This window comes from Saccharopolyspora sp. NPDC002376 (assembly GCF_053593195.1).
The window spans coordinates 1-17,574 of record NZ_JBSFBZ010000057.1 but is presented as its reverse complement, the minus strand read 5'-3'; the positions used below and the strand labels follow the sequence as shown (position 1 = coordinate 17,574).

Below are 17,574 nucleotides of genomic sequence, written 5' to 3'. Positions count from 1 at the left end.
TTGCGGCAGGGCGCCGTCAAAGTCGGGTTTGTGTGGTGTGGCCTGGGGTTTCGTAGGTGTGTGAAGCGGGCACGGCGCGATCAGAGATGATCTTGGTTACAACGGGTGATCGCCTTCGACGGCAAGCCCCTCCGAGGAGCCCGCGACACCGCGGGCAATCTCGTACACCTGCTCGCCGGACTCTGCCAGCACACCTCGGCCGTATTGACCCAGATCGCCATCGGCGCGAAGACCAATGAGATCCCTATGCTCACCACACTTCTAGACACCCTCGATCTCGACGGCGCGGTGGTCACCGCTGATGCGCTGCACTGTCAGCGCGACACCGCCCAGCGCATCCGCGACCGCGGCGGCCACTACATCCTCACCATCAAAGGCAACCAGCCCAGTCTCCGCAAACGCGCGAAAAGCCTTCCCTGGAAAGACATTCCACCGCTCGCGGTCTCCCGCGAACGTGGGCACGGCCGACAGGACACCCGTACCCTCAAAGCCACCGAACTGGCGACGAGTATCGGATTTCCCGGTGCGGCCGAGGTTCTACGGCTGCCCCGCACCCGCACGATCCGCGAAACCGGCAAACGTACCCGCGAAACCTTCTACGCCGTTACCAGCCCCACCCTCGCCGACGCCCACCCCGAGCAAATCGCCGCCTGGATCCGCGGCCACTGGCTCATCGAGAACCAACTCCACCACGTCCGCGACGTCGCCTACGACGAAGACCGCTGCCAAATCCGCACCGGATCCCCCCAGGTCATGGCCACCCTCCGCAACACCGCCATCAGCCTGCTCCGCCTCACCGGCCACACCAACATCACCGCCGCCACCCGACACCACGCCCGCGACTTCAACCGCCCCGTCGAACTACTCCTGACATGCTGAAACACGACTTTGACGCAATCCTGGCCCAGAAGTTGATCGAGGCTCGTATAATATTCACAGCAGAATTCAGGAGCGCGAAGGAAACGCGCGAGTATTTCAAGAAGGGGTCACGTGGGTAACTCGAAAAATGAAGCAGCTGAAATCGCCAAGTGGGAATCAGGGGCTCGTTCGCTGCTTGTCGCCACTGCCGATCGCGTAGAGATCTCGCCCCCTGCGCGGATCCTTGATGACCCCTCTCTGCTCTTTGATGTCTTTCAGGATCTACTTGACTCGATATCAGTGGAGGATATATCCGACGAAGAGCTCTACACGCTTACCTCGCAAATTGCGGCCCTGGTGGCCCAAGTTCTTATCACGGAGAACGGTGCTCAGTGGATCCTCGAGGAGGATACCAGGTCAATCTCAGCAGGCAATTATGTGCTGTCTCGCAGGCAAGAGGGAAGCGCGGCCCCGTACCGGGTAGACCCTTTCTTGATGGCGAAGACTGAAATCGAATCAGAAGAGTTCGAAATGTCCCGACTCGTTGACCAGGCCCGAACCCTCATCACTTGGAACCTGTAAAAACCTTGCTCTCGTCTGGCATGACAAAGCAGAGGTTTCGAATTGACCCGCTACGCCGATATCCCCGAACCCATCCGTTCCGGAATAGTCGTCGTCGATCCGACACCGGCACCCCAGCCAGGGCGCCGAATTGCCCGCCGTTCGCCCTCCGTGCGCAAATCAACCACGGCTTGCCTGAGACGGTATTTCCCTTGCCTGCAAGGACCTTGACACACCGGAGCCGCACCCCGAGCCGGAGCCAGCAGAGGTTTTCCTATTCGAGGAGAGCCTTTCCTAATTGCAAGGCCGATGACGTGAATGAGGTAAGTCTTTCCTTGATTGCGATTCGCAGAGCATCGGAATAACGTCCCTAATCGTGGCTATCTCAGATATCGCCGATCCCTCCTTTGATACGGATACTCCCGAGTTCGATCGGCCGCGCACCGTCCTGCTCGAACAGCGGCTCAACGCGCTGCGGGCCGGCGTCCTCGGCGCCAACGACGGGATCGTCTCGACCGCGGCAGTCCTCGTCGGTGTGGCGGGCGCGACGGTGTCCACCGGACCGATTCTCACGGCCGGGCTCGCGGCAGCGATCGGCGGAGCGGTGTCCATGGCCCTCGGCGAGTACGTGTCGGTCTCCAGCCAGCGCGACAGCGAACGGGCGCTCATCGAGCGGGAACGCCGTGCGCTGGACGAGGACCCGGAACGCGAGCAGCGGGTTCTCGCCCACCTCTACGTGGAACGAGGAATCTCCGCGGGCACCGCACACCGGGTCGCCGAGGAGCTCTCCGCCCACGACCCGCTCGCAGCACAGGTACGCGAGCGGCACGGCATCGACCAGGACGACGTCGCCAGTCCCTGGCACGCCGCCATCGCCTCATTCCTTGCCTTCTCGATCGGCGCCGTACTGCCGATGCTCGCGATCCTGCTGCCCGGTCCCGGTCTGCGCGTGCCGGTGACGTTCGCCGCCACTCTCACCGCGCTCGCCCTGACTGGCGCGATCGCCGCCTGGATCGGTGGCGGATCCCGAGCACGAGCCGCGGCCCGGGTCGTGGTCGGCGGCGCGCTGGCACTCGGCGCTACCTACGCCGTCGGCGCTCTTCTGGGCACAACTGGAGTGCTGTGAGGGTGTCAAGATCGGTCTGCATAAACCTGATTTTCGGCACTCTCCTCTCGCTTCTCACGCCGCCCCCGCCAGGGGAGGAAGCGCAGCCTGCCGTTCGCGGGCGAACTGCTCGCGGAGGTCCAGGTCGCCGGTCCAGTACCAGCCGTGGCGGACGCGCTCGGCGTTGGCCGCCGGGTTCTCGTAGTAGCCCTCGAACTTCGCGGTGCCTTCGGTGTTGACGATCTCGCCGATGGACTCCTCGGCGTTGCGCACCCGGCCGTGCTCGTCCAGCTCCGCGGGTGGGCACGTCGCGCGGGTCACCGGGTCGACCACGCGGATGCCCGCGTGCGCCGGAACGCCGAGCGCCGACGGCGGACCGTCCGGCGCCTAGTTGATCATCCCAGCGCTCTCGCTCGACCCGTAGCCCTCGTACAGCTTCGCCCCGAAACGGCGCTTGAACTCGGCCTGCTCCTCGGGCGAGGCCTCGGTGCCGAACCCGTGCGTCAGCGTGTTCTCCGCGTCGTCCGGTCGTTCCGGCTGGCCGAGGAGGTAGCCGAGCGCCTTGCCGACGTAGGTGAAGTAGGTCGCGCCGTAGTGGCGCACGTCCGCCAGGAATCCCGACGCGGTGAACTTCGGAGCGAGCGCCACGCACGATCCCGCGAGCAGCGCGGGCGCCCACAGCGCCATCAGGGCGTTGCCGTGGAACAGCGGCATGCAGCAGCAGACGTCGTCGCAGCCGATGCTGTACTTCGCGGTGTTCTGGCGGGCAAGTCCGACGAGCCGTCCCTGGGAGCAGATAGCGGCCGGCTCTCGTCGCGCAACCCTCGGAGCATGGCCGCGCGAGCCGCGCTGTCCCTGACCACCTCGTCCCAGGTCCAGGTCAACTCCCGACTGCGCAGCCCGGGCCGGTCGTCGCCGACGCGGTCGAGCAGAAGATCGGCGATCGTGCCCAGTCGTTCGCTCATCGGCCCTCGCGGTTCAGGAGAGGTGCGGAAATGCCGCGAAGGTAGGACGTTTCGCGATCCCGCACCTCGTCCAGCCCCGCTCACCGGGAAGTCTGGCTGTGACAGGTTGGGGCGGCGGGGGTCACCGATTGGCGGCCAGCACTGCCGCAAGGCCTTCTTGCAGATCCTCGACGAAGTACTCGGGAACCTCCAGCGACGGGAAATGTCCCCCGGTTTCGGGCGACCTCCAGCGGACGATCTGCCGGTACCGCTCCTGCGCCCAAGGACGCGGACACTTCTCGACGTCGCGGGGATACATGCTGATTGCCGACGGGACGTCGACCCGAAGTTCGGGGTCGAGCGAGTTGTGGCTTTCGTAGTAGATGCGGGCCGCCGATGCGCCGGTCCGCGTCAGCCAGTACAGGGTGACGTCGTCAAGAACCCTGTCTATGGAGATCGTCTCGAACGGGCTGTCTTCGGTGTCCGACCACTCGGCGAACTTGTCGAGGATCCAGGCGAGAAGCCCGACCGGTGAATCGACGAGCGAGTAGCCGATGGTCTGCGGTCGGGCCGCCTGCTGCTTCGCGTACGCCGCGCGGTGGCGCCAGAAATCGCGGGTTTCCTCGGCCCACTCGCGCTCGACCTCAGTCAGCCCGTCCGTCGTCAACCCGGGCGGTCCCTCCGCGAACGTCGTGTGGATGCCGAGAACGTGCGCCGGGAACCTGCCGCCGAGAACCGTGGTGATATTGCCTCCCCAGTCGCCGCCGTGGGCTGCGAACTTGCGGTAGCCGAGCCTTCCCATCAGTTCCACCCATGCGGCCGCGATCTTCTCGGTTCCCCACCCGGTGGTGGCCGGCTTGTCGCTGTAACCAAAGCCCGGTAGCGATGGAACCACGACGTGGAACGCCAGCGCGTCTGCATCTTTCGGATCTGCCAGCTCGTCCACTACATCGATGAACTCCGCAATGCTGCCCGGCCAGCCGTGCGTCAAGATCAGAGGAGTGGCATCTGCGCGCGCGGATCGGCGGTGCAGGAAGTGGATTCCCAGATCGTCAATGGTCGTGCGGAACTGGCCGATCCGGTTGAGGCGCTCTTCGAACGACCGCCAGTCGTACCCGGTGCGCCAGTAGTTCACGACATCGACGAGGTCGGCGAGAGGAACGCCCTGTTCCCATCGGCGAGGGTCGGGCGCGGCGCGATAGACCGTCTCAGCTTCCGGCAGCCGCGCCGCGGCCAGTCGCGCGCGCAGATCGTCGAGGTCAGCGTCAGTTGCGCGGGCTTCAAATGCTTGCACGTCGCTGGTTGGACGGGGCATGAGACCTCCTGGCCATCGCGGAGCCGGCGTGGACCTGTCGCGAACCGGCTAAGGCGGTTCTAACAGGCCTCGATGTCAGCGTGCAACCCGCTAAGGTGGTTCCATGGGTGCTCAGTTCCCTGACTTCCGTCTCGGCAACGTGCTGGCGACCAGCTTCACGGCGACGCTGACGGAGCGGCGTGGCAACGCCGTGGAACGCATTCCCACACCGCAGCGACTCGTCGACTGGCTGGCAGTGAACGGCCTCGCCGTGGAGTCCTGCACCCCCGCCCAGCTCGAACTCGCTCGGGAACTGAGGGAATCAATTCACGCCGCCGCGACAGCGACCGCGATCCAAGACGCTCTCCCCGCGTCTGCTGTCCGGATCATCAATGACTGCAGCATTCAGGGGCGGGCCGCGGCTGTCCTGACGCCCGAGGGCAATCGTCAATGGCGACTCAGCTCGGCTTCCTGCGTAGAAGATGCCCTGGGCGTGATCGCCGCCGACGCGATCAGCATCATCGCAGGCGAACGAGACGGAAAAATGGCCTTGTGCGCATCGCCGACCTGCCGAGCCGCCTTCTTCGACACCAGCCAAAGTCGCACCCGCAGATGGTGCGACATGGGCACGTGCGGGAATCGTCAGAAGAAAGCGCGCTTCAACGCCAACCAGCGCAAGAACCCCAGGTCGGCAAAGTAATCGCTCCCCTCGGCGCACTTCTGGAGCCACTTCGAACCGGCACTGCGGGGCCACCTCTCGTTGGCATGGGCAGAAGTCAGCCGAAAAAGGCCTGACCGCCGTCCAGCGGCAGGGTGGCGCCGGTCAGGTAGCGCAGGTCCGGGCCGAGGAGGGCCACGACCGCACGTCCGATGTCGGCTTCGCACTCGCCGATGCGGCCGAGCGGGATGGATTTGACGAACTCGGCGGAATGGCGGTGGTGTCGGTGACGTCGATCAGGAACGGTTCGGCCTGGCCGCCGCGCTCGCGGATCAGCGCGCAGGTGGCGCTCAGCTTCGCTTCGGTGCGCCCGGTCACCGCCACGGATGCCCCTTCCCCGGCCAGAGCCAGCGCGATGCCCTGCCCCACGCCTTGCCCCGCACCCGTGACCAGCGCGACCTTGCCCGCCAAACTGCTCATGCAGCACCTCCTGCGCATCGTCGTGCACCCACAGTGGTGCGATCACCGCGGTTCCGAGCGCGTTGTCCCACTCAGCGGGAGAGGCTCACCCCTCGTCCAGGCGAATGCAGCGGATCAGCACAATGCACGAAGTCGGACAGGGCACCCCGAGGCCGCTCGCCGAGCAGCGGAAGTGCGTTGAGCCACAGATACGAGCGATATGGATACCCCCGGGGGTACCTTCGAATCAGGAGGCGAGAGACATGCAGATGCGACCAGAAATGCTCGGCGACGCGCTAACTCGACTGAAGCGCGCGAAGGGCCAGCTGGCCAGCGTGATCGAATCGATCGAAGAGGGCGACGACTGCGCCGCGGTGCTCACCCAGCTGGCAGCTGTTTCCCGAGCTCTGGACCGCGCGGGCTTCAAAATCGTGGCCAGCGGAATGCGCTACTGCCAGCAGGCCCGAGAAGAAGGCGAAGAACCCCCGATGACCGAGCAGGAGCTCGAACGCCTCTTCCTCGCCCTCGCCTGACTTCCCGACCGACCTGACCGCCGGACACTCGTGTCCAACCGATACCCCCCGGGGTATAAGAGGTGAATCGACGTGACGGAACGCCCCCAGACCGACGGCCTCCACGTCGAGGTCCTGGAGACCTCCTCGCTGGGTGACCGCAGCTACCTGGCCACCGATGGTCGACGCGCCGTGGTGATCGACCCTCAGCGCGACATCGACCGCATCATCGCCACGGCCGGGCGCCTTGGCGTGCAGATCGCGCTAGTCCTCGAGACGCACGTGCACAACGACTACGTCTCCGGTGGCCTGGAACTGGCCCGCCTGACCGGCGCCGAGTACGGCATCGCCGCCGCGGACAACGCGCCGTTCGGGCACCTCCCGCTGCAGGACGGCGACCTGCTCGACGTCACCGACCGCCTCCAGGTGCGCGTCGTGGCCACCCCCGGGCACACCTTCCACCACCTGTCGTATGCGCTGGAGGACTCCGGCGAACCGATCGGCGTGTTCACCGGCGGCTCCTTGCTCTACGGGACGACCGGGCGCACCGACTTGCTCGGCACCGAGCACAGCGAGGTACTGGCCCGGCACCAGTACCAGTCCGCGCGCAAGCTGGCCGACCTGCTGCCCGCCGGGGCGCGGATCTGGCCGACGCACGGGTTCGGCAGCTTCTGCTCGGCGACCCAGGCCAGCGGCGACTCGTCGACGATCGGCGAGCAGCAGTCGGTGAATCCCGCGCTGTCGTTGGCCGAGCACGACTTCGTCGAGACCACGCTGTCCGGCCTGGACGCCTACCCCGCCTACTACGCCCACATGGGCATCCGCAACATCACCGGCCCGGACCCCGTCGACCTCCGCGCACCTGCCGAGGCGACCCCCGCCGAGCTCGCCGAGCGTCTGGGCCGCGGGGAATGGGTGGTGGACCTGCGGGCCCGCAAGGCCTACGTCGACTCCCACCTGGCCGGCACGATCAGCCTCGGTCTGGACGGCCCGATGGCGACCTGGCTGGGCTGGATGATCGAGTGGGGTTCGCCGATCACGCTGGTCGGCGAGTCGAGCGAGCAGATCGCCGACGCCCAGCGCGAGCTCGTCCGCATCGGCATCGACCGGCCCGCCGCAGCGGCGACCGGGCAGCCCGCGGAACTGGCCGCAGACGAATCCCAGCTGGTCAGCACCCAGACCGCCACCTTCACCGACCTGGCCGCCGCCCTCAACGGCGAGCCCGGTGCACGCCCGAACGTCGAGGTCGTGCTCGACGTTCGGACGAACAACGAATGGCGTGCCTCGCACGTCGACGGCGCCGTGCACATCCCGCTCTACGAGCTGGCCAACCGGATCGACGAGGTCCCGGCCGGTTCCGTGTGGGTGCACTGCGGCAGCGGTTACCGAGCCGCTGCGGCCGCCTCGCTGCTCGAATCCGCCGGGCGCACCGTCGTCGCCGTCGACGACGCGTTCGGCGCCGCCCAGTCCTCCGGCGTCGCCTTGACCGCCGGTGAATGACGACCGCCCGCACCGAAGGAGAAGCATGACCGACTCGTTGTCGATCGACGTCCCCGCCGCCCGGAAGTTAGTGGCCTCCACCCCCGGGACCAGGCTGATCGACGTGCGCACCCCCGGCGAGTTCACCGCCGCGCACATCCCCGGCTCCCACAACGTGCCGCTCGACCTGCTGCGCGCGAACCGCGCCGAGCTGACCGCCGACCACTCGGACCCGGTCGTGCTCGTGTGCGGATCCGGCGTTCGGGCCGAGACTGCCCGGGGCTTGCTCGGTGACGCGGGATTCAAGCAGCTCACCGTGCTGAAGGGCGGCATCACCGCTTGGGATCAGCAGGGAGCTCCGGTCTCCCGCGGGACCGATCGGTGCGTCGTGCCCCGCGCCGGGAAGTGGGCGATGGAGCGGCAGGTCCGCCTGGCCGCCGGTTCCCTGGTGCTCACCGGGATCCTGAGCAGCCTCATCGCCCCGAAGATGAAGTGGCTGGCCGGACTCATCGGCGCCGGACTCACCTACTCGGCGCTGAGCAACACCTGCGCGATGGCCCAGGTGCTCTCGCGGCTGCCGTACAACCGGACTCCGGAACAGGACGGGCCGGCGCTGCTCGCGGCGCTGACCTCGTCCGCGCAGCGCTGACGTCATGCTGCTGGCCATCGTTTTCGGCGTCTTGATCGGTCTCAGCACCGGTCTGCTCGGCGCCGGCGGTTCCATCCTGGCCGTCCCGGCGCTCGTGTACGGCGTCGGCCTGCCGATGAGCACCGCGGTGCCCACCGCTCTGGTAGTGGTGGCGGCGTCGGCGATCGGCGGGTTGAGCTCCCGCAGTCGGCTGAGCCTGGTGCAGTGGCCAGTGGCGATCGTCTTCAGCATCGCCGGACTTCCCGGCACGTTCGCCGGAACGGCGCTCGGCCGGACGCTGCCGCAGAACTGGCTGATGCTGGCCTTCGCGGCGCTGATGGTCGTCGTCGCCCTGCGCATGTTCCGCGGCAACGACGAGCGCAGCGGCGTGTGCCGCAAACCGGACGGCAGCATCGACCACCAGCGGTGCCTGCCGCGCTCGGCAGCTGCCGGGGCCGGGATCGGCACGCTGACCGGCCTGTTCGGCGTCGGTGGCGGATTCGTGGTCGTGCCCGCGCTGACGATGCTGCTCGGGCTGACCGCACCGCAAGCCGTCGCGAACTCGATGGTGGTGATCGCGATCAACTCGGTCACCGGGCTGGCCGCGCACGCCGGCACTGCGGCCCAGCTGGACTTCGGCGTGCTGGTGCTCTTCGCGGGCACTGCGATGCTGGTCTCGATCGCCGCAGCGCGATTGTCGAACCGGCTCCCGGAGAGCACCGTCCGCAAGGCGTTCGCCTGGGTCGTCCTGGCCATCGCCGCAGGCATGGGCATCTCGTCCACGATCAGCCTGCTCACAGCGGCCTAGCCCAGCGTCGGGGTCGTGAGTGCGAATACCGCCTCCAGCGGTTTGAGCACTCACGACCCCGATGAGTAGCAACGGAACTCGAATCATCGAGGCGCATTGATATTGATTTGCAACACTATTCGAGTTCCAGTATTTTTCTTCACCTGATATGATTCAGAAAATCGTTGCTAGCTTCGCTATGTGCGAGAACATCGTCCTAGCGAAACTGCCCTCATGGTCGCGACAGCCCGCGCCGCTCATCTCGTCGTCGACGACAGTCCCGCGATCTTCACCGACGCGCTCGCCGAGAAGTTGCTCGGCGACCGGGCTGATGAGCTGATCGGCTACCACCGACTGCACGGCGATCTCCCGTTGCTGTCTCACGCCCGGGCTAATGTCGTAGTTCGCAGCCGGTACCTCGAGGACCGGTTGGCGGCGCTCACCGATCAAGGCGTGACCCAGTACGTCATCCTGGGCGCCGGCCTGGACACCTTCGCCTACCGGAATCCCACCGCACCGCTGGCGGTGTTCGAGGTGGACCACCCGGCAACGCAGCAGTGGAAGCGACAGCTGCTGGCCGACGGCGGAATAGTAGTCCCGGAGATGCTGCGGTGGGTGCCGGTCGACTTCGAGACAGACCAGCTGATGGACCAGCTCGTGGCCGCAGGCTTCGACCTGACCCGGCCAGCGCTGATCGGCTGGATGGGCGTCACCATGTACCTCACGTGGGAGGCCGTCGACCGCACGCTCGGTGTCCTCAGTGGACTAGCGCCCGGCAGCGAACTCGTCCTCGACTACATGCTCCCCGAGCACCTCAGCGATCAGGCCACCAGGACTCATGCTTCGGCCGTGGCGCAGGTGGTGTCCGACAGCGGTGAGCCGTGGTTGTCCCGCCCCACCCCCGACGCCCTGACGACATGTCTCGCCGAACACGGCTTCGGCCCGACCAAGCACGTGCATCCCCGGGATGCCATTGACAGCGTCCTGTGGCAATGCACGGACAACCTGTCTCCCAGCGGTCTTTCGATGCTCGCGCACACCGAGCTGCGCGCGTAGTCGCCACGGCCTGGCCAAGCGCCGCTGAGAGGCCCGTTGACCTGCGATCAGCGGTTCAACGGGCCTCTCCGTCGAGCGGTGGCGATCTGCTGGGACTAGCCGCAGAGCATGTTGGTCGGGTTGGTGCGGGTGAGGGTTTCGATCCACTCGTCGCTGACGCCGAGTGCGCGCAGTTCTTCCGCGAAGATCGTTGGCACGTAGGCGAAGCCGTTGCCGCCGTGGCGCGTCCACATCTGCTTCAGGAAGACGTCGTGGCTCAGGAGCACCTGCTCGCCGTGGCCGGCCTCGACGAGCCGGGCCACACCACTCGCGGTCGTCGAGGTCGACGGCGCCGCACCCTCCTTCGGGAAGGTGATGTCCATGCCGATCATGTCGAACTCCAGCCACACCCCCCGACCGGCGAGCCCGAGCTGGTACGCGGCGTCCTCCGCCGACGGGTCCATATGGGACAGCACGACGCGCGCCGGAACAACGCCGATCTCGTCCAGCACGATGTCCAGCACCTCGTCGCCGCGGCGCTGCCAGCCGGGCAGGTGGATCATGAGCGGGACCTCGGGGTGGTCGAGCTGGGCGAGCGCCGCGGCGCGCAGCGAGGCCTGCTCCGCCGGGGTGAAGTCCGGCGACACCCCGATCTCGCCGATGATCCCCGGCCTGGCCCGGTGCGCACCTACGCCGCTGGTCAGCTCGTCGCCGATGCTCGTGGCCTGCGCTTCGACCGCCCGGGCCGCGATGCGCTCGCCCTCGAACTTCTCCAGGTAGGAGCCGCAGCCCATGACGATGTTCAGCCCGGTGCGCCGGGCCACCTCGACCAGCTTGTCGGGGTCGCGGCCGATCGCGGCGCTGGACGTGGCGTCGACGATGGTCCGGCCGCCCACCGTCTGGAAGGCCGCGATCTCGCCCATCACGTCCGCCACCGGTTTCGGGGCCAGGTTGTCCGCGCAGCAGTACGGGTCGTGCCGGAGCGCCCACGCCGCACCGGCGTCCACCGCTCGGTCCGCGAGGAACGCGCTGAACCCGTAGCTGGGTTCGTCGCGCACCCCGGACAGGTCGTTGAAGAGGTGCTCGTGAGGCAGGACCATGCCCAGCTCGCCCGCGGCGACCGGCCCGGTGACGGTCTGCACGATCCCGCCGGTCATCGCGCGGCTCCCGGTTCGTCCGCGGTGCGGGAGGGGATCATCCCGATCCCGGCGGCGACGAGCGCGAGCACGGTGCCGATCACGGTGGCGAGGTGGATCGGCTGCCCGACCGAGGGCACCACCAGGTCCAGCAGCAGCGAGCCGACCAGCTGACCGGCCACCGACCCCAGCCCGAGGAGCAGCAGCCCGAGGCCGCGCACCAGCAGCGCCATGAACCCGATCGACAGCAGGCCCAGCACCCCGCCGGTGTACATCCACCACGTCGGCGGCAGCGAGAACTGGGCGGTGCCCAGCGCCAACCGGACCAGCAGGCCGGCCAGCAGCACGACGAACCCGACCAGGAAGTTGAAGGTGATCGAGACCAGCATCGAACCGGATTCCCGTGCCACGGCGGCGTTTCCGGCCGGCTGCCAACCGGCGAGCAGGCCCGCCGCGAAGGGCAGGACGGCCAGCGCGATCGCATGCGGCACGTGGAAGCTCGGCCAGATGGTGACCGCGGTGGCCGCGACGGCCAGCGCCGCGCCGAGGCCACGGGTGATCGAGATCGGCTGCTTGACCGTGGCGGTCACCCCGATGCGGTCGCAGATCACGCCGGAGATGACCAGGCCCGCGATCAGGGTGATCTGGAAGACCGCGACCCCGAGCACCCCCACCGAAATGCCTTCGGAGAGCACCACCGCGCCGCCGCACAGCCCGGCCAGGTAGTTCCACCAGCCGATGCGCCGGCTGCGGATCAGGCTCGGGATGCTCAGCGCCTGACGACGCGTGCTGGGGCGTGCGAAGACGATCACCAGCATCAGCACCAGGCCGCTGCCGAACGAGATCACCGCGGCGCTGTTGCCGTCACCGACGGTCGCGCCGAGCGCGCCGTTGACCGCGGACTGCATCGGGCTGAGCATGCCGACCAGGACCGTCAGCAGGACCAGGACGGTCGTGGTGGCTCCCCTGGCCGCCCGGCCGGACGTGGCCGGCGGGCTCAGCTCGGGAGCGGGCGTGTTGGTCATGGCGGTGCGACTCCTTTGTCGTCCGTGCTGCACCGGTGGGATTGCTGCGGATTGCTCGAACTGCGTAGTTGAGCTGGAGGTGTGCCGCGCTGCCCGAGTGCCTGTTTTCGAACCTGCTTTTGTCTTTGTCTTGAAGCGCCGAAGGCGCTTAGCCCACCCTCGGCACTGGCACCGCCGCGGGTTCTCAGACTGTGCCCGCCCGACTTGGGCTCTTGGCGAGGACAGCGCGTTTGCCGTGTATTGGTGAGTCTGGAAAACAGGTTCTGCGGGCAGGGGGTGGAAGGGCTACCTACCGGCCGCCGGCCAACCAGGTGACCGCCTGGTGGAACAGCCGACGGTACCCGTCCCATTCGAGGAATTCGGTCGGCGCCCAGTGCGGCGAGATGTCCGAGGCGAAGGCCAGGGTGCGGCCCGCGCCTTCGGTGCGCACCGCCAGCAGCGGCCGCGACTCGACGGTGGCGAGCACGGTCGCGTCGGACTTGGCGACCAGCTTCTGGTAGCCGAGCAGGGCCGGCCACTGCGCGTCCAGGCCCTCGACGACCGGGTGCGCGGTGCCGGTGAGCTCGCCGAAGACGCCTTCCGGGGACTCCACCCGGTCGTCGTAGGGCAGGATCTCCACGGGCAGCACTTCCTCGATCGGCGTGTCGTGGAAGTTCGCCTTGCCCTGGAAGCCCTGGAAGCTGAGGTACCCGCCGGCCATGGCCAGCCCGCCGCCGGCGCGCACCCACTCGGCCAGCAGCTTGAGCCGGTTCGGGAACCGGCGGCCCTGGTTGAACACCTGCGGGTGCAGCAGCAGCGAGTTCGCGCCGATGTCCGAGAGGATCACCACGTCGTACTCGCCGAGCTCGTCGAGCGACGCGGGGAAATCCGTTGCGACGAGGTGCGACAGCAGGTGGACCACGTCGTGGCCTTCTGCGCGCAACGCCGCGAGCAACGCCTCGGCCCCGATCTCGAGCTGGGCGCGATCGATGGCGTCGAAGCCCTTGACGTCGGTCGTCCGGGCCACCCAGGACTCCCCGGCCAGCAGCACGCGGCTCAATTCCGCCTCCTCGATTGGATGATGTTGCGCAAATTTTGCGCTCGATGTTGCGCAAACTAATCCGCGCCGCGCCCTTCGTCAAGCGTCGACCTGAGCCGCCTTGCCGATACACTGCGCCCAGAGCACTCGATGGAAGGGGCGCGGATGACATTGACGCGCGTTGCGCAACGTGCGCAAGTGTCGACCTCGACAGCGTCGCGCTACTTGCGCGGCCAACTGAAGGTGCAGCCCGAGACCGCCGCGCGGATCGACGCCGCCGTTCAGGAGCTGCACTACGAAGTGCGCCCGGCGGCCACCGCGGGCAACGGGCGCGACCACGCGCCGGTCATCGCGCTGATCGTCCCGGAACTGGCCAACCCGTTCTTCGCCGCACTGGCCGAGGAGATCGCCACCGCCGCGGCCGTCAGCGGCGCCTCGCTGGTCATCGGGGTCACCGGTCGGCAAGCGCAACGCGAGGCCAAGGTCAGCGATTTCGTCGCAGGCACCGAGGACATCGACGGGATGATCTACGTCGGGATGCACCGCGAGAACCCGCGGCTGCTCCAGGCCATCGCCGACGGGCTGCCGGTGGTCGTCCTGGACGAGGAGATCGCCAACACCGCCGGAGTGGACACCATCGGGGTGGACAACTACGGCGGCGCCTACCAGGCCACCGCTTACCTCGCGCAGCTCGGCCACCAGCGCATCGCGCACATCGCCGGACCGCGCGAGCTGTCCACCACCCGCGACCGGCTGCGCGGGTACCGCGACGCGATGGAGCACGCCGGGCTGGAGGTCGACGAAGGCCTGGTCCTGCACGGCCCCTACACCGAGCAGTTCGGCGCGAGCACCTTCCCGTACCTCACCGGGGCTGCGCAGCCGCCCACCGCCGTTTTCATCGGCAGTGACATCGCCGCGGTCGGCGTCCTCGGCGCCGCCGAACTGCACGGCCTGAGCATCCCCGAAGACCTCTCGGTGGTCGGCTGCGACGGCATCCGGGTCGGCGAATGGCTGCGCCCGAAGCTCACCACCCTGCAGCAGCCCGTCGCCGAGCTGGCCCGCGGCGCGCTCGAACTCGTCCACGCCCGCATCGCCGACCCCGGCAGCAGCACCGTGCGGCGGAACTTCCCGCTGCAGCTGGTCATCCGCGGTTCCGCTGTTCCGCCCAAGCACTGATCCGGAGGACCCCGTGCCCGATCCGATCGCGCTCGCCCAACAACTCGTCCGCCTCGACACCCGCGCTGCGGGCGAGAAGGCCGCCGCCGAACTGATCGCCCCGCTGCTCGCCTCCGCCGGCTTCGAAGTCGCCCTCGACGAGCCGCGCCCCGGCCGGGCCAACCTCGTCGCCAGGTTCGGCACCGGCACCCCGCTCACCCTCACCGGGCACCTCGACACGGTGCCCGCCGATCCCGCGACGTGGACGTTCGACCCGCACAGCGGCGAGATCCACGGCGACCGGCTTCGCGGGCGAGGCAGCAGCGACATGAAGGCCGGTGTGGCGGCGATCGTCGCGGCCGCGGTGCAGGCCGCCCGCACCGCCCCGGACGAGCTGGCCGCGCAGCTGGTGTTCACCTTCGGTGAGGAAACGGGCTGCGAAGGCGCCGCCCTGCTGCCCGAACTCACGCCCAGTCCCGCGCTGCTGGTGGCCGAACCCACCGCCAACCGGATCGTGCTGGGGCACAAGGGAGTTCTGTGGCTGCGGCTCACCGCGCACGGCAAGAGCGCGCACGGGTCTCGCCCGGAACTCGGCGAGAACGCCCTGGCCGCGCTCGCCGAAACCGCCGTGCGCATCCACCGCAACGAGGACTGGCCGACCAGCCCGACGCACGGCCCGGCCACGGTCAACGTCGGCTCGTTCCACTCCGGCGTGCAGCCGAACCTGGTGCCCGACCGGGCCGATCTGGTGCTCGACATCCGCACCACCCCGGAGTTCACCGCCGCCGACGCACGCACCGCGATCACCGAACTCGCACTCCCCGGCACGGAAATCGCCGCCGAACTGGACCTGCCGGGCGTCGCGACCAGTTCCGAGGCACCGCTGGCCCGCGCCGTCGTGGCGGCGTTGCGACCGGAAAACCCCGACCAGCGCCCCGAATACGCCACGTACTTCACCGATGCCTCGGTGCTGGCGCCCGCGCTCGGCTCCCCTGCGGTGATCGTCTACGGCCCCGGCGACCCGGACCAGGCCCACGTCAGCGACGAAACCTGCTCGGTCACGGCGATCCGCGAAACCACCGAGGCGCTGACCCGCCTGCTCACCACGTGGCGCTCGATCCAGGAGTCCACCGACCAGCGCTGACCCGGCGAGCGGATCCGCGATCTCAATGAGGTTTTTCCATCCTCGTTTTGCGTGGCGGTGCGGGTGGCGGAACCTCAGACGCCGCCTGGCTGCGGGATCCCGTTTTCATGCATGCCACCTCTGATCTCCGTTGAGATCGCGGCGTCGGGCGCGTGGGAACTCGATCCCGGGCTTCGGGCAAAGGAAGGATGAGAACACTTCCCGACGGAGGCCCGATGCGAGGTTCCACATGACCATGTCCGCACGATCCGACGCGGATGCCGATGAGCTCGACGACACATCGATCGTCGAGCGGTCCTGGACGGACGTCGACGCCTTCGCCGTCATCTTCGACCGGCACGCGGTGACCGTGCACCGATTCCTGGCGCGCCGGGTCGGCGGCGAACTCGCCGACGATCTCACCGGCCAGACCATGCTGGTCGCGTTCGACCAGCGGCGGCGGTTCGACCTCACCCAGCGCAGCGCGCTCCCGTGGCTGTACGGGATCGCGACGAATCTGCTCCGCAGGCACCGCCGAACCGAGGTGCGACAGCACCGGGCGCTGGCCAGGGCCGTTCCCGAAACCACCTATGAAGGCCACGACGAGCTGGTGTCGGACCGGGTCACCGCGGCGGCCCAACCGCTGCGGAAAGCGCTCGCGGGACTCTCCCCGGCCGAGCGCGACATCGTGCTGCTCATCGCTTGGGAAGGCCTCTCCTACGACGAAGTCTCGGTGGCGCTCGGCATTCCGATCGGAACCGTCCGCTCCCGCATGCACCGCGCCCGCCGGAAACTGCGCGAGGCGCTCCCCGAGGAGGACCACTGACATGGACGAACTCGATCTGCTCTCCCGGCTGCGGCCCGATGCCGCCGAACCCGAACCCGCCGTCCTCACCAAGCACCGGATCGCGCTGCTGAACCACGCCACCAACCCGCCGCGGCGCTGGCCGGTTCCCCGCTTGGCGATCGGCGTTGCCGCGCTGGCGACGGTCGGCGTCGTCACCGCCGTGGTGGTCCTGCCCGACACGGGGACGCCAACGGCCGCGCCGCCTCCCGCATCTGTCGCCCCGGCGTTCTCGTCACCAGGTGTGGTGCTGGCCAACGCGGCTGATGCGGTGTCCAGCACGCCAGCGGGGCAAGGCGACTGGACCTACCTGAGCACGGTCGACGTGTACGAGGACGCCGGCAAACGCGTCGTCCGCACCGAGGTCTGGCAGAAGGTGGACGGCACGGACGCCCTGGTCCGCATCGACCGCGACGGCCAGGTCGACGAGTTCAGCCCCGTCACCGACGGCTTGGGGCCGCCTTCGCTGTACAACCCGACCTACGAGTACTTGACCACGCTGCCGACCGATCCCACCGCGCTCCGCGCCGAGATCTACGCGCAGGTGCAGGCGGACTTCGACCGCTCCGGGCCGGGCGCCCAGCAGCTGTACACGGTCGATCAGCTGGTGTTCCAGATGATCGGAGGTCTGGTGCGGGGTGCCGCGCCGCCAGAGCTGAAGGCCGCGCTCTACCGCGTCGCGGCGACGGTCCCGGACGTGGAGTTCGTCGACGACGTCACCGATGCGGTCGGCCGCAACGGGGTCGGAGTCGCCCACGCCGTCAACAACGCCGGCGACCGCGCGGTCCTGATGTTCGACCGGAGCACCTTCCAGGTCCTCGGGGTGCAGACGGACGTCCACGACGGCCGCGCCGAGGCCGACGCCGTGCTCACCTCCGGACTCGTAGCGGGCGCCGGTCAGAAGCCGTGACCGGGGGTCGTGAGTGCGAAAACCGCCTGGAGCCGGTTTTCGC

Annotated in this window: 20 protein-coding genes; 13 read left to right on the top strand and 7 right to left on the bottom strand. The window is 68.3% G+C overall.

Features of this window, described 5'->3' with window-relative positions; genetic code table 11:
• The first annotated feature begins 105 nt into the window (after positions 1–105).
• From ACWCO2_RS29460 to ACWCO2_RS29450, 3 genes are all read left to right on the top strand, one after another.
• Positions 106–879, top strand: coding sequence for an ISAs1 family transposase (locus tag ACWCO2_RS29460; protein WP_450131046.1), 774 nt, complete (start codon positions 106–108; stop codon positions 877–879).
• 111 nt (positions 880–990) lie between these two features.
• Positions 991–1,440 carry a hypothetical protein gene (locus ACWCO2_RS29455; RefSeq protein ID WP_450131045.1) on the top strand — a complete coding sequence of 150 codons (450 nt, stop codon included), beginning with the start codon at positions 991–993 and terminating at the stop codon, positions 1,438–1,440.
• A 355-nt stretch (positions 1,441–1,795) separates the two neighbouring features.
• Positions 1,796–2,545, top strand: coding sequence for a VIT1/CCC1 transporter family protein (locus ACWCO2_RS29450; RefSeq protein WP_450131044.1), 750 nt, complete (start codon positions 1,796–1,798; stop codon positions 2,543–2,545).
• Between the two features lie 54 nt (positions 2,546–2,599).
• On the opposite strand, the gene ACWCO2_RS29445 is transcribed toward ACWCO2_RS29450, so the two are convergent.
• The 3 genes from ACWCO2_RS29445 to ACWCO2_RS29435 form a co-directional block, all read right to left on the bottom strand.
• Positions 2,600–2,845, bottom strand: coding sequence for a hypothetical protein (locus tag ACWCO2_RS29445; protein ID WP_450131043.1), 246 nt, complete (start codon positions 2,843–2,845; stop codon positions 2,600–2,602).
• A gap of 66 nt (positions 2,846–2,911) precedes the next feature.
• Positions 2,912–3,265: an AMP-binding protein gene (locus tag ACWCO2_RS29440; RefSeq protein ID WP_450131080.1), complete on the bottom strand. Its 354-nt coding sequence runs from the start codon at positions 3,263–3,265 to the stop codon at positions 2,912–2,914.
• Positions 3,266–3,610: 345 nt separating this feature from the next.
• Entirely contained in the window at positions 3,611–4,783 is a 1,173-nt protein-coding gene (locus tag ACWCO2_RS29435) for an epoxide hydrolase family protein (RefSeq protein ID WP_450131042.1), read from the bottom strand.
• A gap of 103 nt (positions 4,784–4,886) precedes the next feature.
• Here ACWCO2_RS29435 and ACWCO2_RS29430 point away from each other — a divergent pair, with 103 nt between their 5' ends.
• Positions 4,887–5,462 carry a CGNR zinc finger domain-containing protein gene (locus tag ACWCO2_RS29430; RefSeq protein ID WP_450131041.1) on the top strand — a complete coding sequence of 192 codons (576 nt, stop codon included), beginning with the start codon at positions 4,887–4,889 and terminating at the stop codon, positions 5,460–5,462.
• A 123-nt stretch (positions 5,463–5,585) separates the two neighbouring features.
• Here ACWCO2_RS29430 and ACWCO2_RS29425 read toward each other — a convergent pair whose 3' ends face one another.
• Positions 5,586–5,900 (bottom strand): SDR family NAD(P)-dependent oxidoreductase, encoded by a 315-nt coding sequence (locus tag ACWCO2_RS29425; protein ID WP_450131040.1) that lies wholly within the window; start codon positions 5,898–5,900, stop codon positions 5,586–5,588.
• 242 nt (positions 5,901–6,142) lie between these two features.
• Here ACWCO2_RS29425 and ACWCO2_RS29420 point away from each other — a divergent pair, with 242 nt between their 5' ends.
• From ACWCO2_RS29420 to ACWCO2_RS29400, 5 genes are all read left to right on the top strand, one after another.
• Positions 6,143–6,412, top strand: a complete 270-nt coding sequence (locus ACWCO2_RS29420) for a metal-sensitive transcriptional regulator (protein WP_450131039.1) — start codon at positions 6,143–6,145, stop codon at positions 6,410–6,412.
• A gap of 72 nt (positions 6,413–6,484) precedes the next feature.
• Entirely contained in the window at positions 6,485–7,891 is a 1,407-nt protein-coding gene (locus tag ACWCO2_RS29415) for an MBL fold metallo-hydrolase (protein ID WP_450131038.1), read from the top strand.
• A gap of 25 nt (positions 7,892–7,916) precedes the next feature.
• Positions 7,917–8,519 carry a rhodanese-like domain-containing protein gene (locus tag ACWCO2_RS29410; protein WP_450131037.1) on the top strand — a complete coding sequence of 201 codons (603 nt, stop codon included), beginning with the start codon at positions 7,917–7,919 and terminating at the stop codon, positions 8,517–8,519.
• A gap of 4 nt (positions 8,520–8,523) precedes the next feature.
• Positions 8,524–9,306 carry a sulfite exporter TauE/SafE family protein gene (locus ACWCO2_RS29405; RefSeq protein WP_450131036.1) on the top strand — a complete coding sequence of 261 codons (783 nt, stop codon included), beginning with the start codon at positions 8,524–8,526 and terminating at the stop codon, positions 9,304–9,306.
• Between the two features lie 213 nt (positions 9,307–9,519).
• Positions 9,520–10,341 (top strand): class I SAM-dependent methyltransferase, encoded by an 822-nt coding sequence (locus ACWCO2_RS29400; protein ID WP_450131035.1) that lies wholly within the window; start codon positions 9,520–9,522, stop codon positions 10,339–10,341.
• 95 nt (positions 10,342–10,436) lie between these two features.
• Here ACWCO2_RS29400 and ACWCO2_RS29395 read toward each other — a convergent pair whose 3' ends face one another.
• The 3 genes from ACWCO2_RS29395 to ACWCO2_RS29385 form a co-directional block, all read right to left on the bottom strand.
• Entirely contained in the window at positions 10,437–11,477 is a 1,041-nt protein-coding gene (locus tag ACWCO2_RS29395; RefSeq protein ID WP_450131034.1) for a phosphotriesterase family protein, read from the bottom strand.
• The gene (locus ACWCO2_RS29390) at positions 11,474–12,481 is read right to left on the bottom strand and encodes a DMT family transporter (protein WP_450131033.1); all 1,008 of its coding nucleotides are present in this window, start codon (positions 12,479–12,481) and stop codon (positions 11,474–11,476) included. Before ACWCO2_RS29390 ends, ACWCO2_RS29395 begins: the two co-directional genes overlap by 4 nt.
• 289 nt (positions 12,482–12,770) lie before the next feature.
• Positions 12,771–13,511, bottom strand: coding sequence for a glutamine amidotransferase (locus ACWCO2_RS29385; protein WP_450131079.1), 741 nt, complete (start codon positions 13,509–13,511; stop codon positions 12,771–12,773).
• A gap of 138 nt (positions 13,512–13,649) precedes the next feature.
• On the opposite strand from ACWCO2_RS29385, the gene ACWCO2_RS29380 reads away from it, so the two are divergent.
• From ACWCO2_RS29380 to ACWCO2_RS29365, 4 genes are all read left to right on the top strand, one after another.
• Positions 13,650–14,675 carry a LacI family DNA-binding transcriptional regulator gene (locus ACWCO2_RS29380; RefSeq protein ID WP_450131032.1) on the top strand — a complete coding sequence of 342 codons (1,026 nt, stop codon included), beginning with the start codon at positions 13,650–13,652 and terminating at the stop codon, positions 14,673–14,675.
• Positions 14,676–14,688: 13 nt separating this feature from the next.
• Positions 14,689–15,798 (top strand): M20 family metallopeptidase, encoded by a 1,110-nt coding sequence (locus tag ACWCO2_RS29375; protein ID WP_450131031.1) that lies wholly within the window; start codon positions 14,689–14,691, stop codon positions 15,796–15,798.
• Between the two features lie 235 nt (positions 15,799–16,033).
• Positions 16,034–16,603 (top strand): RNA polymerase sigma factor, encoded by a 570-nt coding sequence (locus ACWCO2_RS29370; RefSeq protein WP_450131030.1) that lies wholly within the window; start codon positions 16,034–16,036, stop codon positions 16,601–16,603.
• A 1-nt stretch (position 16,604) separates the two neighbouring features.
• On the top strand, positions 16,605–17,531 hold the full coding sequence (locus ACWCO2_RS29365) for a CU044_5270 family protein (RefSeq protein ID WP_450131029.1): 927 nt from the start codon (positions 16,605–16,607) through the stop codon (positions 17,529–17,531).
• Positions 17,532–17,574 lie beyond the last annotated feature (43 nt).

Coding starts and splice junctions, on each gene's coding strand:
- ACWCO2_RS29435 (WP_450131042.1), bottom strand. CDS start 4,783: ATGCCCCGTCCAACCAGCGACGTGCAAGCATTTGAAGCCCGCGCAACT.
- ACWCO2_RS29430 (WP_450131041.1), top strand. CDS start 4,887: ATGGGTGCTCAGTTCCCTGACTTCCGTCTCGGCAACGTGCTGGCGACC.
- ACWCO2_RS29425 (WP_450131040.1), bottom strand. CDS start 5,900: ATGAGCAGTTTGGCGGGCAAGGTCGCGCTGGTCACGGGTGCGGGGCAA.
- ACWCO2_RS29420 (WP_450131039.1), top strand. CDS start 6,143: ATGCAGATGCGACCAGAAATGCTCGGCGACGCGCTAACTCGACTGAAG.
- ACWCO2_RS29410 (WP_450131037.1), top strand. CDS start 7,917: ATGACCGACTCGTTGTCGATCGACGTCCCCGCCGCCCGGAAGTTAGTG.
- ACWCO2_RS29405 (WP_450131036.1), top strand. CDS start 8,524: ATGCTGCTGGCCATCGTTTTCGGCGTCTTGATCGGTCTCAGCACCGGT.
- ACWCO2_RS29400 (WP_450131035.1), top strand. CDS start 9,520: ATGGTCGCGACAGCCCGCGCCGCTCATCTCGTCGTCGACGACAGTCCC.
- ACWCO2_RS29395 (WP_450131034.1), bottom strand. CDS start 11,477: ATGACCGGCGGGATCGTGCAGACCGTCACCGGGCCGGTCGCCGCGGGC.
- ACWCO2_RS29390 (WP_450131033.1), bottom strand. CDS start 12,481: ATGACCAACACGCCCGCTCCCGAGCTGAGCCCGCCGGCCACGTCCGGC.
- ACWCO2_RS29380 (WP_450131032.1), top strand. CDS start 13,650: ATGGAAGGGGCGCGGATGACATTGACGCGCGTTGCGCAACGTGCGCAA.
- ACWCO2_RS29370 (WP_450131030.1), top strand. CDS start 16,034: ATGTCCGCACGATCCGACGCGGATGCCGATGAGCTCGACGACACATCG.
- ACWCO2_RS29365 (WP_450131029.1), top strand. CDS start 16,605: ATGGACGAACTCGATCTGCTCTCCCGGCTGCGGCCCGATGCCGCCGAA.